This window comes from Enterococcus sp. DIV1937 (genome assembly GCF_050535975.1).
In the GTDB taxonomy this organism is placed as follows: Bacteria; Bacillota; Bacilli; order Lactobacillales; family Enterococcaceae; genus Enterococcus; species Enterococcus faecalis.
The window spans coordinates 1,618,363-1,633,196 of sequence record NZ_CP172909.1 but is presented as its reverse complement, the minus strand read 5'-3'; the positions used below and the strand labels follow the sequence as shown (position 1 = coordinate 1,633,196).

Below are 14,834 nucleotides of genomic sequence, written 5' to 3'. Positions count from 1 at the left end.
TGGCTGGTACTTAAATCAGTCAATTTTTCTTTATGTAAGGAGTGAAAGGGCTTGAAACGGAAAATTATTTTCGAAACACAACGACTTATTGTCAGAGAATGGCAGTCGGAAGATGAAATGGAATTGAAAAAATTTTTGCAAGATGAAAATGTGATGTATGCCTATGAACACGCTTTTTCTGATGAAGAGGTCGCAAACTGGCTAAAGTGGAACTTACAGTCCTATCAAGAATACGGCTACGGCTTATGGGCGTTAGAGAAGAAACAAACAGGTGAAGTTATCGGCGAGTGTGGTCTCACCAATCAATTAGTAAAAGGTAAGAGCTATCCAGAAATTGGTTATCATTTATGTGGGAAAGAATGGCACAAAGGGTATGCGATTGAAGCTGCCGCAGCGACAAAACAGTACGCATTCGATGTATTAAATTTTCCAGAAGTTATTTCAACGATTCGTGATACGAACTTAGCCTCTATGAATGTCGCTATTCGAAACCAGATGCTTGTTAGGGATCGATACATTAAAACATACCGTGGCAAAACGATGCCTCACTATGTTTTCTCTGTTAAAAATCAAAAGAATGAAGACTGAAAAAGTGCCACTTGTCAGATGGAATAGAAAAAGTGTAAAATGGAGTGAAAGAGAAAAGGGAAAAGAGGGATGGTTATGAGACCAAATTTAGGATTTTACGTTCAAACAATTAATGATATCGTTAAAACAACAGAAGACATTGGCGAAGTCATGAATCCATATTACGAAGAAGTTCGTCAAGCGATCGATAAGAATAAAGTGAATGATTTAACAGCCGAACGAATTGCAGAAATTCAAGCAAAATTTAAAGAAGGTACTGAAAAATATGAATTAATGCTCAAAAAAGTCGGAACATTAAAACCGACGCCACAAGTACTTGGCATTCACAAAAAATTTCAACATGCTTATACAGAATATGTAGCAGGATGCAATGAAATGATTTTAGCAACAGATCCAGAAACAGGTATTGATGCAGATTTATTTAATGCTTCAGAGGAAAAGCAGGATCAAGCAACGGATGAATTAACCTTTGCCATTACGCGGATGAGCAACATTCTTTTGAAAAAATAAAAAACTAATAAAAATAACTAACGAATTTAATATTTTTTTCATGTCTTTTTTATGGACAAAAGAGAAAGTGTATTGTATTATTAATTCATACCAACAACAACCTTTTTATTTTTCATTTTACTCTTATTGAGTAAATACTCCTTTTCCATCGGCAAAACTGCCGGTGGTTTTTTTGTTATTTTTTTATTTAATAATAAAACAACCTTTGATTTTATTAAAATCAAAGGTTGTTTTAGCTTGTTAATTTTCAACATTTCGCACATAATCATCAAAGTATTGAATTAACTCTTTCTTGATTTGTTGATAATCTGCTTCAGAATAGTTCTTTTCTTCTAGCGTACCATTAAAAAATGGCAAATTTAGTTCTTCTTTTAAACGTTCAATCACTTCTTCTTGCTTCATAAGGACCCCTTCTCAACGAATTGTTCTCTTCTATTATAGAACATTGTAGTCATCCGTCAATTGTTCAAAGGCAATTTTCATTTCCTCTAGACGTTCATTCAATTGATTGTTTTCATCTTCTTCATTGAAAAAATGTTGTTTTAATTCAAAATAAAAATTTTCGAAGGCTTGGAAAAAAGGCTCAGACTTGTTGTTTTCAAGAGCAGGAACACTTGTGTAGAGAACACGAGCGCTATGGTAGTAAGTGAAAACCTCGTTAATATTTAATAAAATACGCGCTTCCTCTGGGCGTGGTCGACTTGTAACTAAGTCATGTAAAGATAAACTTTTTGTATGGGTTTCAGATAAATAAAATAAAAATAGTTCCAATTGCTCTTTTGTTGCAGACATGAAAACTCCTCCTCAAACAGTAGTAACATTTATTATAAATGAAAATGAAAGTGCTTGAAAAGCAATGCGCTCAGCAAAAATAATTATTTTAAGGGAAAACTATAGTTGTTGCTTTAGCATTCTTTTTAATCATGATAAACTGAGAGAAGTATAGTAGGTCCTGACAGAGGAGGAAACAAATGAAAATTGTGATTATTGGTGCATCATTCGCAGGTATTTCCGCAGCAATTGCTTCAAGGAAAAAATATCCCCAAGCAGAAATTTCTTTAATTGATAAACAAGCAACAGTGGGGTATTTATCTGGTGGCTTAAGTGCGTATTTTAATCATACCATCAATGAATTACACGAAGCACGTTACATAACGGAAGAGGAATTACGTCGTCAAAAGATTCAGTTGCTTTTAAATAGAGAAGTTGTGGCAATGGATGTTGAGAACCAATTGATTGCTTGGACACGAAAGGAAGAGCAACAGTGGTATTCTTATGATAAATTGATTTTAGCGACAGGCGCGAGCCAGTTTTCCACGCAAATTCGTGGTAGTCAAACAGAAAAACTACTCAAATATAAATTTTTATCAGGTGCTTTAGCGGCTGTTCCATTACTGGAAAAGAGCCAGACAGTAGCCGTCATTGGTGCAGGACCCATTGGAATGGAAGCTATTGATTTTCTTGTGAAAATGAAGAAAACGGTCCATGTCTTTGAAAGTTTAGAAAATCTATTGCCTAAATATTTTGATAAAGAAATGGTTGCAGAAGTTCAAAAATCTTTGGAAAAACAAGCAGTAATTTTCCATTTTGAAGAAACGGTCCTAGGAATTGAAGAAACAGCAAATGGTATTGTTCTTGAAACAAGCGAGCAGGAAATTTCTTGTGACAGTGGGATTTTTGCTTTAAACTTACATCCTCAATTAGCCTATTTGGATAAAAAAATTCAACGAAATCTGGATCAGACAATCGCGGTGGATGCTTATTTACAAACTTCAGTGCCGAATGTTTTTGCCATCGGAGATTGCATTTCAGTTATGAATGAACCAGTCGCGGAAACTTTTTATGCTCCGTTAGTGAACAATGCGGTACGAACTGGCTTAGTAGTCGCCAACAATTTAGAAGAAAAAACACACCGATTCATTGGCTCTTTGCGAACAATGGGAACAAAAGTGGGGGACTATTACATTGCTAGTACAGGTCTAACCGAAACGGAAGGTTTATTTTTTCCGCAAACACTTGCTTCCGTAATTGTTAGACAGCCAGCGCCGCCTCTACAACACGGGACAGAAATTTTAGGCAAATTAATCTATGATAAAGTGACGCAACGGGTCCTTGGGGCACAGCTTTGTTCAAAAAACAATTGTTTAGAAAAAATAAATACGTTAGCATTAAGTATCCAAACAGGTCAGACACTGACAGACCTATTACAAAAAGATTATTTTTATCAACCTTCCTTAACCAATATTTATGATATTACAAATTTGATGGGTGCTTCGGCTTATTGGAGAGAGAACGATGAAAGTTGAGACGTTATTGGAAAAGAAAGCGATGCGACAATTATTAACGGTGCAACAAACCATCTTAGCAGGCGGTACCTGCTCAGTCTCTGATTTAACAGCATTTTTAGCGGTCACAAAAGCCTCCTTTGAAAAAGACTTAGAGGATTTACATTATTTTTTGAAACCTTTTGGACAGGACTGTCAGCTTACTTATGATGGCCAGCAGCTATCAATCACCTTATCGGATTTTTTTTCGTTGAATCATTTAATTGAAGCATTTGTAAAAGAGTCTCTTAAATTTCAACTTTTAGATTATTTATATCGTAATAAAGAGTTTTCTATTGTTCAATTAACGACTAAATTTATGATTAGTGAGTCTTCTTTATTTCGAAAGATTAAGGAACTCAATCAATTGTTAGCCGCCTTTGATTTGCAAATAAAAAATGGACAACTACAGGGAGAAGAATTGCAGATTCGTTACTTTTACTTTCAGTTGTATTGGTATATTACTCCCTATGAAATACACCAGAAAAAAACGATGTCGCCGTTAAATAAACGGATAATTGAAGGGATTGAGACTGGCTTAGGTTTTACTTTTAATGAACATAATGCGTTAAAAGTTAGCCTTTGGTTGAGTATTACGAAAAAGCGCCTAGCGGTCACTTCAAAAAAATATCAACAATTGAGAAAGAAAATGATTGATTTTAAAGAAGATCCGTTATTTAAGCAAGTTCGACAATTGTTTTTCCGTTTTTCTAGTCGCTATTCATTAGAATTAGACGAAGGAGAAAGCATGATTCATTTTGTTTTTCTAATCACAATGTCGGTCTTACCAGAATCAGCTTTTGATGAATATTCCTTAATTCGGGGACGTCGTTCCGCTGTTTCTTTAGCTGATACGTTTATCTTGGAAAATGTGGTCTTGTATTATCGGCCCCATAAATTTGAACCTACTCTTGAGAAAACCATGGCTTACTATTTTTCACAAATTCATGGAAAACTGTATTTTTTTAAAGGAGAATTGGAAGTTTTTGATCGGGCCCATATCTGGGAAAAAGAACAGCAATTATCTAGTCGGGAATTAGCTTCTTTTTCAACAACGTTATTAGAAAAAGCTTTAGCTTGTTTTGATGAAACGTATCAACCAGGAGATAGTTTGCATGAACTTTCTCTGGTCAAATATTTAAGCGTGTTGGCATTAATTGAATTTAAAATGATTGGTGAAATAAAAATTGGAATTCATTTAGCAATGGATGCTCTTTATCAAGCGGCGTTAACACAAGTATTAATGCTTAGTCTTAAAAATATGAATGGCACGCTGGTGGAGAGGTATCAGCCTGAACAAACATATGATTTAATTGTGACCAATTATCAGCAAACGAGCTATCAAGGAACACCGGAAGTCTATGTTTTGTCAGAATTAAGTTCGACCTATGATGTGCAACAATTAAAAAAGAAAATACGTACCTTGCGGGAGAAATAAACAAAAGGTTGGTGTGACAGAAATTATCTGATCCTCGCACCAGCCTTTTTACAATTAAAAGTCGAAAATTAGGCTTTTTTAAACAAAAATGTTTCTTTTTATTGAAAAAATAGAGATAATAAAAGTATTATTGAAAGCGTTGTCTTTGTTGGTTTTAGTAGAAATCCTTTCAATTTTTTTAAAATAAAAAAAGTTTTTGACATGTTTAGTTATTCTTTTGTTTGTAAGATAGGAACATAAAGAAAACGATTTCAAAAACGTTTAGGAGGAATTATCATGGCAGAAGAAAAATACATTATGGCGATTGATCAAGGAACGACTAGTTCTCGTGCAATTATTTTTGATAAAAAAGGAAACAAAATTGGTAGTTCACAAAAGGAATTTACTCAATATTTTCCTAATGCAGGCTGGGTGGAACATAATGCCAATGAAATTTGGAATTCTGTTCAATCCGTTATTGCAGGTTCTCTAATTGAGTCAGGAGTGAAACCTACAGATATTGCCGGAATTGGGATTACAAACCAACGGGAAACAACCGTTGTTTGGGACAAAGCAACTGGGTTACCCATTTATAATGCAATTGTTTGGCAATCACGCCAAACGACACCTATTGCTGATCAACTAAAAGAAGATGGCTACAGCGAAATGATTCATGAAAAAACTGGGTTAATCATTGATGCTTATTTCTCAGCAACGAAGGTTCGTTGGATCTTAGATCACGTAGAAGGTGCGCAAGAACGTGCAGAAAATGGAGAATTGATGTTTGGAACAATTGACACTTGGCTCGTTTGGAAATTAACGGGAGATACTCATGTCACTGATTATTCAAATGCAAGCCGGACGATGTTGTTTAATATCCATGATTTAGATTGGGATCAAGAAATTTTGGATCTTTTAAATATCCCACGAGTGATGTTACCGAAAGTCGTTTCGAACTCTGAAGTGTATGGATTAACAAAAAATTACCATTTTTACGGAAGTGAAGTTCCTATCGCTGGGATGGCTGGTGACCAACAAGCCGCCTTATTTGGTCAAATGGCCTTTGAACCTGGGATGGTTAAAAATACCTATGGAACAGGCTCATTTATTGTCATGAACACTGGCGAAGAACCTCAACTTTCTAAAAATAATCTGCTTACCACTATTGGCTATGGCATTAACGGCAAAGTATATTATGCCTTGGAAGGAAGTATCTTCGTGGCTGGTTCAGCGATTCAATGGTTACGAGATGGCTTAAAAATGTTGCAAACGGCTGCTGAATCTGAAGCAGTAGCCAAAGCGTCAACAGGGCACAATGAAGTTTATGTGGTTCCGGCATTCACTGGTTTGGGCGCACCATATTGGGATTCACAAGCGCGTGGGGCTGTCTTTGGATTAACACGCGGTACCACGAGAGAAGATTTTGTCAAAGCGACACTTCAAGCAGTTGCGTATCAAGTTCGTGACATTATTGACACGATGAAAGAAGATACAGGCATAGACATTCCTGTCTTAAAAGTAGACGGTGGAGCAGCAAACAATGATTTCTTGATGCAATTCCAAGCAGATATTTTAAACACTGCTGTTCAAAGAGCCCATAACTTAGAAACAACGGCCTTAGGCGCAGCTTTCTTGGCGGGCTTAGCGGTTGGCTTCTGGAAAGACTTAGAAGAAATCAAAGCATTCCAAGAAGAAGGACAACAATTTGAACCAATTATGGCGGAAGAAGAACGAGAAGATTTATATGAAGGTTGGCAACAAGCAGTAGCAGCTACCCAACAATTCAAACGTAAAAATAAGTAAATGGAAAAGGGGAATTTTCTATGACTTTCTCAATAGAAACACGCCGACAATCAATCGACGCTTTAAAAACACAACACTTAGATGTCTTAATTATTGGTGGTGGCATTACTGGCGCAGGCGTTGCCCTGCAAGCCAGTGCCGCTAAAATGAAGACAGGGTTAATTGAAATGCAGGATTTCGCAGAGGGCACCTCTTCACGATCAACCAAATTAGTTCATGGTGGTATCCGCTATTTGAAAACGTTTGACGTGGAGGTGGTGGCAGATACAGTGAAAGAACGAGCCGTCGTTCAATCCATTGCGCCACACATCCCTAAAGCGGATCCCATGTTATTGCCGATTTATGATGAGCCAAATGCAACATTTAATCTATTTTCTGTCAAAATAGCAATGGATTTATATGATCAGTTAGCTGATGTAACAGGTACCAAGTACGCCAACTATCTGTTGACAAAAGACGAGGTTTTGGCACGTGAGCCACAACTAAAAAGTGAAGGTCTACAAGGTGGCGGTGTTTATTTAGATTACCGAAATAATGATGCTCGTTTAGTTATTGAAAATATTAAACAAGCAGTAGCTGACGGGGCACATGCTGTGAGTCGGGTTCAAGCGGTGGGCTTTTTATACAATGATGAAGGTAAAATTACTGGCATTCAAGCAAAGGACCTACTAACTGACGAACAGTTTGAGATTCACGCAGATGTTGTGATTAATACTACTGGTCCTTGGTCAGATAAATTAAGAGGCTTAGACAAAAATGATTCATTTACACCACAAATGCGTCCAACCAAAGGGGTTCATTTAGTTGTCGACAAAAGCCGTTTAAATGTTCCTCAACCAACGTATTTTGATACAGGTAAACAAGATGGCCGCATGGTCTTCGTTGTTCCAAGAGAAGAAAAAACATATTTTGGGACGACGGATACAGATTACCATGGAGACTTTCAACATCCAACAGTAGAACAAAGTGATGTGGATTACCTATTGGAAGTAGTCAATAATCGTTATCCAGAGGTACAATTGACAATTGATGATATTGAAGCCAGCTGGGCTGGCTTACGACCTTTAATTTCTGCTAACGGTGGCTCAGATTATAACGGGGGAAACAATGGCAAACTTTCAGATAAAAGTATTGATGAAGTCATTGATGTCGTTGACAGATACCAAAAAAACCAAACAGATAAACGAGAAATTGAAGAAGTCCTAAACCATCTGGAAGACAGTTTGGTGGAAAATAAAGTCAATCCTTCAGCTGTCTCTCGAGGCAGCTCATTGGAAAGATCAGCGGATGGCTTGCTCACTTTGGCTGGTGGGAAATTAACAGATTATCGTAAAATGGCAGAAGGTGCGATGAAAATGATTCAAACCATCTTAGCAGAAGAATACCAGAAAGAATTCACCTTAATTGATTCTAAAAACTATCCAGTTTCAGGCGGGAAATTGAACCCTGCAACGGTAGACGAAGAATTAGAAGCGTTGGCAAAACATGGCGTGTCTAAAGGGTTAAGTGAAAAGGATGCATTATACTTAGCTCATTTATATGGCTCCAACGTACCAACTGTTTTTGAAATGATTAATGATGCCAAAGTAATTCCTGGTTTAACCTTAACAGAAACTGTCTCTTTAAACTATGCGATGGAAGAAGAAATGGCTTTAACACCCGTCGACTTTTTATTGCGACGGACCAACCACTTATTATTTATGCGTGATCGTTTGGACCAAGTGAAAGCGGGAGTCATTGAAGAAATGGCACAGCATTATCAGTGGACAGCGGAAGAAAGAGCACGACACATTGAAACATTAGAAAAAGTAATTGAAGAATCAGATTTAAAAAATTTGAAAGTAGGGTGAAGAAAAAATGGGAACTTCGATGATGACACAATTATTCGGTGAATTTTTCGGAACGATGATTTTAGTTTTACTAGGGGATGGCGTCTGTGCCGCAGTTAACTTGAAGAAAAGCAAAGCCTTTGCTTCTGGTTGGGTCGTTATTGCTTTAGGTTGGGGCGCTGCTGTTACATTAGCTGTTTACATGTCTGGGTATATGAGTCCAGCGCATTTAAATCCTGCTGTAACAGTTGCGATGGCAATTACTGGAAACTTTGAATGGGGCATGGTTTTACCTTATATCGTAGCTCAAGTCCTAGGCGGTTTTATTGGTGGTTTAGTTGTCTGGTTAGCTTATTTACCCCATTGGAACATTACAGAAGACAAAGGTGCTATTTTAGGAACCTTCGCCACTGGTCCAGCTGTCCGTAACTATCCAGCCAATGTTTTAACAGAAATTATCGGCACATTTGTCTTGGTTTTTGGCTTACTAGCCTTTTCTCAAAATGACTTAGCGGCTGGCATTAATCCAATGCTTGTTGGGATTTTGGTCTTAGGACTAGGTCTATCATTAGGCGGACCTACAGGTTATGCAATTAACCCTGCACGTGATTTAGGACCTCGTTTAGCGCACCAAATTATTCCTGTGAAAACAAAAGGTGATTCCGATTGGGCTTATTCTTGGGTGCCAATTGTGGGACCTATCTTAGGTGCTTCATTAGCTGCAGTAATTTATTTATTCACTATTTAATAAAATGAAATGTAAATAGTTGTTTTAGACAATAAAAAACGCTTGTGAGAAGTAATCAATTCTTGCAAGTGTTTTTTTGCCACATATTAAACCAAAAAAGATTTCCTTAGACATTTAGACAATTTGTCTAAATGCGGAACAGAACAATTTTCCTATATGATACAATAAAAGTGCACAAGTAATTGGGGGAGTAACACTTCATATTTATTTGTCAATTTTAAGCTGGACAATGTGTTCAGTAATATATACTAATTTAAAAAGGAGTACATGATTTGAATGGGATAATGGTTTTGTTAGTGGGGACTGGGTACATTGGTTGGGTTATTTATAGAAATGGTCGTACGTATTTCCGTTATAAAAAAAATCTAAAAAAATATCAAACGACGCACCATCTAACGGACAGTGACCTAGAGATGTACCAAAGAATTATGGACGAATTAAAAAAACAAATTATTTATTTAAACGAACTAACGAATAAGTCACGAAATTTAAAAAAAATTGAACAAGTAGAACTGGGTGTTGCTTCCGCTAAGGGCATCTTTAAACACTTAGTGAAGTATCCTGAAGCAATTACTCATTTTAGTGATTTTTTATATCATAAGGTACCAGAGATTTTACGAGCATCAGAACGGTTTTTAAGCATTAAAGAAGATAAATTGTCAACAGAAGAAATAACACTTGCAACCAATGGTATCTTAAGTACCATACGAGTGTTGTCGGAAAGTATCACAGATGATTATGAAAGATTAGTCTCCGAAGCATCTGAGGAAATTGCCTTATCAAAAAAATTAGTGGAGAGAAAAAATGGCTAAACAAAAGAATTTTTATGATACATATGATGCGCTTTTTCAAAAGCCAAAATGGTCGTTTTTTCCTGTCACAAGAACAGACACAGTAAAGCAACTTCCTAACCCAAATAAAAAAGTGGTAAAACCACAGACGAAAAAAAAGAAAAAACAAAAAAAGAACAAAAAAATTATTTGGATAGGCATTGCTGTAGCGATTGGCTTTATAGTATATATTGATCTTGCGGAGAAAGATGATTATTGGGATTACTCCGCTTCATCAGAAGATGTTTATCCTTTAAAAGAAGCTGGACTTACCACAACTGGACCTGTTGATTTAGAAAAACCACTAAAAGTCACAATAGAAGAAAATAAACTTTTATTTAATCAAGGCTACCAAATAGAAATTATCGGCGATGCCGATATTGAAACCAGTGGCGGAAAGAACTTTTTAATTTTACCTTCTACAGAGGAGTATCCAGATACAAAATATCTAGGCAATATCAGTTTTTATGAAAAAAGAGACTATTATACATCGGCAGGTATGTACCTTTCTGGCAATCTTGTCAACAGTCTTTCTGATTATTTGGATACAAGTAAAGAGTTTATCAAAGCATACCCAATTGATAAAATTGCTGATGTACAAACCGGCTATATTTTAAAACGGAATCAAGGATATACAGACATCTCAAAATATTATCTCTTTAAAGATGGGACAGGATTTGAATTAGAAGTCTCTGTTGACCAATTGGAAAAGGTCAAAGATCCCAAAGACTATTCTTCTTTTGTAAAAACATACGCAAAAGAAGTCGCTTTTATAGAAAAAAGTTTTAAATTTGAGTCTACTGATGAGGAATCTCGATAGAGAAAATAGTTTTCAGCTTCAAGTAGCGCCTAGTAACATCTTTGTTGAAAAAATGTAAGAGCCTGAGACAAAAAACACTTTGGATTTTTGTCTCAGGCTTAAAAACTGATCAGCGGTGGAAGCGTAGCACTTTAAGGACTGAAGTACGACGTGTACCCACTTACTAGATTGTCTTTGAAGGTAACATAGAAAAGAACAGCAATATACAAGCGACCTACAAACTATTTTCTGTCAGACTAAAACTGGCAGAATATGGCTGGTGAGACAGGTTGGCGCTTGATGTTTGTTTTAATATTGCAAATCAAAAATGGCGATACTTATTTTACTGAAAATTAGTTCCCAATCTTCTCGGGTTAATTCTTCTTCTAAAATGTAAATTCGGTCTATTTCTTTTGGTAAATCAAATAAGGGATAGTCAGTAATCACAATATCACAACCAGAAAAATCGGTTCGTTCAAAAATAATATCCTCACTAAATGCTTGCTTGATTTTCATCATAATAAAGCTAGCAATGTAAAAATCGCGAGAATAGGCAACACCAATTTTAATTTTTTTGCGGGGACTATAGTGCTTATAAATTCGTAACAACAATTCACATGTCCAAATTGGGTTCTCCTGATCCTTAAATCTTAACTGATAAGAGGAATGCGCTGAAAAATTTTGATAAAAAGCATAAATTTCTTTCTGTAAATCTTTTTGATAAGTACTATTTTTATTGACTAAAAAATCTAGAATTGCGGTATTTGGTTGCTGTGAAATAAATAATTGGTTATAGATAATATTTTTAAATAAAATAAGTAAGAAGTAATGACGATCAAATTCACGCATTTTTGGAATTTGAAAAACTTCGCAAAAATTGGTTAATAAAGAATCAACGTAGAAATATTCTGGGCAAGAAATTTCATTTAGAGCAGCCAGTAAATCTTTGGCTCGTTTTGCAGAATCAAAATTATCAATGGCAATGGGTGCAATGATATCTACAACCCGCTGTTGATCGTCTGAAAAATTTGATTGGGAACAAAAAATAGTTTGTTTTGAGTCTGAGAAAAGCCTTAAATAAGGATGCTCTTCAAATTCTTTTTGGAGATCATCTTCACAAGTATATGGAAAGCGATATTTTGCGATGTGTAAAAGTAAATTTAATTTTAGTAGAGAAGCATGTTCCAAGCGTTCAAGAATTTCTGGTTTAATATGTTGCGTCAGTATATCTTCAAAATAAGTAGAGGTATAACGTGGTAAGGCTAAGGTATTTAAAAAGATGGTCCAGTAGACATCAAGAAAAGCATATAGGACTTGAAATTCAGAACCTGTAATCACTTTACTCGCGGAGGGGGAAAAATGGACGGAAATTCCATACAAACCAAATAGTTTATTAATGTTATTTAACCGTTTGTAAATGTAAGATGAGCTAAAATTAGTTTCTTGACTCACTTTCCAGACAGAATTGTTTTCTTTTTTGATAATTGCTTGAAAAAGAATGAAGTCAGTAGAATGGACACAGTAATAATTAAATAATAAAAAATAGTGGGAAAGAAAATCATTGGAAGTCGTATGTAATGAAATTTTTCCGTGATGGATCTGAATCTCTAAGGTATTTTCAGGAAGGGTTGCTAAGTCTTCTTGAATTTCACGAAGATAAATTGATAAATTTTTAGTAGAAAGATCGAATTTTCGGGCAACACTAGATAAATCAAGGTTCGTTTGTTTTGCTAAGTATAAAAAGACAGCCAATTTTTTTTGTGTTTTCTTTGAAAGTAAAAATGTTTTTATGGCATCTTGTGTTTTGATGAGACTCACTCCTTAGTAATAACTTCTCTTTTATTATAATAGTTCGACTAATAAATTGTAATAAAAAAGAACAATTCTCATTGGTTTATGAGAAAATAACAAGATATTCAGCAGGAAAACACCTGTGTCAGTCGACACAGGTGTTACGATGAGCAAAAAGAGCGGGTTCTTTTTTTATCAAATAATTTTCCAAAGTGACGTGATCAACTAAAGAATCAATCACCCCTTCTTTAGAAACTGAAAATCCTGCAGCCTGAATTGCTATTTGAATGGCTGCTTCAGTCGGATAACCTTTCGAAAGATAGGAGGCGAGCGCGCTGATAAAGCTGTCACTGGCACCAGTACTATCCACAGCTATATTTTCTGTTGCAGGGAAATAGTGGCACACTTGGGGTGTTTTTAATAACACGCCTTTTTTTCCTAAAGTAACAATGACATTTTTTACGCCCATTTCTAAGAAGTACGCCGCTTTCTCTTCTAATGTACCAGTATCTGGTTGAAGTTCCAATAATTCATCTTCATTGGGAATGAAAAAATCAACCTTTTCTAGTATATTCACTGGAATATGATGAATAGCAGCTGGTTTTAAAATAATCGGTACGCCTGAATGTTGGGCGATTTCACAAGCTTTCTCTACAGCAGACAAAGGAATTTCTGTTTGAATGAGACAAAAACTGGCATCCATAAATAGGTGTTTTTGCTGTGCGATTTTTTTAGGCGTAAGCGCTGTGTTTGCACCAGGTAAGATTGAAATCATGGAGTCGCCGCTTGTCTCAACATAAATATAAGCTTGACCAGTCTCAGTATCTTGAATACGTGTGATACCATCTGTCGTAACGTGGTATTTTTCTAATTCTTTATATAAGTAATTCGCATCTGTGTCTGAGCCTAAACAACCAATTAAGGTGGCCTGATGCCCCAGTTTGGTTAAGCCAACAGCTTGATTTAATCCTTTTCCGCCGGGGAATTTAGCATAGCTAGACAAAAAATTTGTTTTGCCGTTATGTGGTAAATTTGTTGAATACAGATAATTATCAACGTTTAAACTACCTACTACAATCATTTTGCTATGTGGATTAACACTAGACATGCCTAATGTATTTTTGTGATCTAGCACCAATTTTTCAGCGTCATTAATCAAGGCTGTTTTTTCTTTGCGTTTGTTAAGCAATAATAAGGCTAACTGGCTACCAAACGTCTCTGTATCTAATAAGACGGAAGAAATATGATCAGGTAAAAATGAACGATCAATTTTTCGCTTAATTGCGAGTAAAGAGTAATTATCGGGGGTTCGCAAACCGCTCTGCTTTAAAAGCTGTTCCAAAAAAACAGCTTGGGTATAGTCATCGGTAAGGATACCCGTAATCCCATCTGTGATAAGCTGATTACTGAAATCAGCAGGGATAGTAGTTAAAATATTTTCTTTACTAAAGGGTAAATTGACATCAAATAAGGCTTTTTTATAGCCTGCAATAATTGCTTCTTTATATTTTTGGTTAGTGACGAAATAACTAATTTTTTTATGGTTATTCTGTAATAATTCTCGGGTTAAAACATAACTAGCTTCTTCATAAAGCCTCGCTAGAGAAGGCAATTCGTTAGTTGAGTGATTGACGAAATAGTAAGGAATCGTTAATTCTTCTATAAATTTCGCGTATTGTTTACTGTTTTCATTGATTGGGTCCCAAATAATGCCACTGGCTTGTTTTAAAGTTGGCGAGGTAATATTTTTCAGTTCTTGTTCTAAACTACCGTGACTATTTAAAATCAAGCAGTTATAGCCATTTTCTTGAGCTTTATCAATAAAGCTCGTAACCCAAGCCTCAAAAGTTTCATGGCTATTTAATAATAACACGAAGGTTTTTGTAGTACTATTTGTGACGAGATTTGCTGAGTAAGGTGTGTAGTTGTAATCTCGAACGATTTTTAAGACACGCTCACGGGTTTCTTTACTAATAGTTTGATCTTTATTATTTATAATTTTGGATACAGTTGAAGCGGAAACGCCAGCTAATTTTGCAATATCTTTAATATTCATCATTTTCGTCCTTTCACTGAACTCTTTTTTATAGTAAGCATTCTAAAAGCAGAAAGTCAAGAAAAAGCCTAATTATTTATTATTTAGAAATTCTGCTTGACTTTTAATGAAAGCGCTGTTAATCTCAAATTAAGAAAAC

13 protein-coding genes are annotated in these 14,834 nt (G+C 35.7%); 9 read left to right on the top strand and 4 right to left on the bottom strand.

The features are described 5' to 3' along the window. Window positions 1–51: 51 nt before the first annotated feature. Both IGL13_RS07915 and IGL13_RS07910 read left to right on the top strand, forming a co-directional pair. The gene (locus tag IGL13_RS07915) at window positions 52–588 is read left to right on the top strand and encodes a GNAT family N-acetyltransferase (protein ID WP_002378426.1); all 537 of its coding nucleotides are present in this window, start codon (window positions 52–54) and stop codon (window positions 586–588) included. 69 nt (window positions 589–657) lie between these two features. Next, a complete protein-coding gene (locus IGL13_RS07910; protein WP_002385841.1) occupies window positions 658–1,098 on the top strand; it encodes a hypothetical protein in 441 nt (146 codons plus the stop codon). 240 nt (window positions 1,099–1,338) lie between these two features. Here IGL13_RS07910 and IGL13_RS07905 read toward each other — a convergent pair whose 3' ends face one another. Further along, window positions 1,339–1,500: a hypothetical protein gene (locus tag IGL13_RS07905; RefSeq protein WP_002357133.1), complete on the bottom strand. Its 162-nt coding sequence runs from the start codon at window positions 1,498–1,500 to the stop codon at window positions 1,339–1,341. A gap of 33 nt (window positions 1,501–1,533) precedes the next feature. Beyond that, on the bottom strand, window positions 1,534–1,890 hold the full coding sequence (locus IGL13_RS07900) for a hypothetical protein (RefSeq protein ID WP_002378424.1): 357 nt from the start codon (window positions 1,888–1,890) through the stop codon (window positions 1,534–1,536). A gap of 179 nt (window positions 1,891–2,069) precedes the next feature. On the opposite strand from IGL13_RS07900, the gene IGL13_RS07895 reads away from it, so the two are divergent. The 7 genes from IGL13_RS07895 to IGL13_RS07865 all read left to right on the top strand — a co-directional run bounded on the left by IGL13_RS07895 (window position 2,070) and on the right by IGL13_RS07865 (window position 10,869). Then, window positions 2,070–3,404 carry an FAD-dependent oxidoreductase gene (locus IGL13_RS07895; RefSeq protein WP_430604577.1) on the top strand — a complete coding sequence of 445 codons (1,335 nt, stop codon included), beginning with the start codon at window positions 2,070–2,072 and terminating at the stop codon, window positions 3,402–3,404. Beyond that, window positions 3,394–4,860: a helix-turn-helix domain-containing protein gene (locus IGL13_RS07890; RefSeq protein ID WP_002397428.1), complete on the top strand. Its 1,467-nt coding sequence runs from the start codon at window positions 3,394–3,396 to the stop codon at window positions 4,858–4,860. Before IGL13_RS07895 ends, IGL13_RS07890 begins: the two co-directional genes overlap by 11 nt. Before the next feature lie 276 nt (window positions 4,861–5,136). Beyond that, window positions 5,137–6,642, top strand: a complete 1,506-nt coding sequence (glpK, locus tag IGL13_RS07885) for a glycerol kinase GlpK (protein WP_002357138.1) — start codon at window positions 5,137–5,139, stop codon at window positions 6,640–6,642. A gap of 20 nt (window positions 6,643–6,662) precedes the next feature. Continuing rightward, entirely contained in the window at window positions 6,663–8,492 is a 1,830-nt protein-coding gene (gene glpO, locus IGL13_RS07880) for a type 1 glycerol-3-phosphate oxidase (RefSeq protein WP_002378422.1), read from the top strand. Between the two features lie 7 nt (window positions 8,493–8,499). Next, the gene (locus tag IGL13_RS07875) at window positions 8,500–9,219 is read left to right on the top strand and encodes an MIP/aquaporin family protein (protein ID WP_002357140.1); all 720 of its coding nucleotides are present in this window, start codon (window positions 8,500–8,502) and stop codon (window positions 9,217–9,219) included. Window positions 9,220–9,503: 284 nt separating this feature from the next. After that, window positions 9,504–10,031: a 5-bromo-4-chloroindolyl phosphate hydrolysis family protein gene (locus IGL13_RS07870; RefSeq protein WP_002385845.1), complete on the top strand. Its 528-nt coding sequence runs from the start codon at window positions 9,504–9,506 to the stop codon at window positions 10,029–10,031. Next, window positions 10,024–10,869 (top strand): hypothetical protein, encoded by an 846-nt coding sequence (locus IGL13_RS07865; RefSeq protein ID WP_002369202.1) that lies wholly within the window; start codon window positions 10,024–10,026, stop codon window positions 10,867–10,869. The genes IGL13_RS07870 and IGL13_RS07865 overlap by 8 nt, the downstream gene beginning before the upstream one ends. 288 nt (window positions 10,870–11,157) lie before the next feature. On the opposite strand, the gene IGL13_RS07860 is transcribed toward IGL13_RS07865, so the two are convergent. Next, on the bottom strand, window positions 11,158–12,666 hold the full coding sequence (locus IGL13_RS07860; protein ID WP_002362030.1) for a helix-turn-helix domain-containing protein: 1,509 nt from the start codon (window positions 12,664–12,666) through the stop codon (window positions 11,158–11,160). A 118-nt stretch (window positions 12,667–12,784) separates the two neighbouring features. Next, on the bottom strand, window positions 12,785–14,698 hold the full coding sequence (locus IGL13_RS07855) for a PfkB family carbohydrate kinase (protein ID WP_002401795.1): 1,914 nt from the start codon (window positions 14,696–14,698) through the stop codon (window positions 12,785–12,787). Window positions 14,699–14,834: the final 136 nt, after the last annotated feature.

Bases quoted from the DNA above. Each gene is read 5' to 3' on its own strand.
- IGL13_RS07870 (WP_002385845.1), top strand. From the start codon at position 9,504: ATGGTTTTGTTAGTGGGGACTGGGTACATTGGTTGGGTTATTTATAGA.
- IGL13_RS07890 (WP_002397428.1), top strand. From the start codon at position 3,394: ATGAAAGTTGAGACGTTATTGGAAAAGAAAGCGATGCGACAATTATTA.
- IGL13_RS07895 (WP_430604577.1), top strand. From the start codon at position 2,070: ATGAAAATTGTGATTATTGGTGCATCATTCGCAGGTATTTCCGCAGCA.
- IGL13_RS07855 (WP_002401795.1), bottom strand. From the start codon at position 14,698: ATGATGAATATTAAAGATATTGCAAAATTAGCTGGCGTTTCCGCTTCA.
- IGL13_RS07910 (WP_002385841.1), top strand. From the start codon at position 658: ATGGTTATGAGACCAAATTTAGGATTTTACGTTCAAACAATTAATGAT.
- glpK (WP_002357138.1), top strand. From the start codon at position 5,137: ATGGCAGAAGAAAAATACATTATGGCGATTGATCAAGGAACGACTAGT.
- IGL13_RS07905 (WP_002357133.1), bottom strand. From the start codon at position 1,500: ATGAAGCAAGAAGAAGTGATTGAACGTTTAAAAGAAGAACTAAATTTG.
- IGL13_RS07875 (WP_002357140.1), top strand. From the start codon at position 8,500: ATGGGAACTTCGATGATGACACAATTATTCGGTGAATTTTTCGGAACG.
- IGL13_RS07865 (WP_002369202.1), top strand. From the start codon at position 10,024: ATGGCTAAACAAAAGAATTTTTATGATACATATGATGCGCTTTTTCAA.
- IGL13_RS07900 (WP_002378424.1), bottom strand. From the start codon at position 1,890: ATGTCTGCAACAAAAGAGCAATTGGAACTATTTTTATTTTATTTATCT.
- glpO (WP_002378422.1), top strand. From the start codon at position 6,663: ATGACTTTCTCAATAGAAACACGCCGACAATCAATCGACGCTTTAAAA.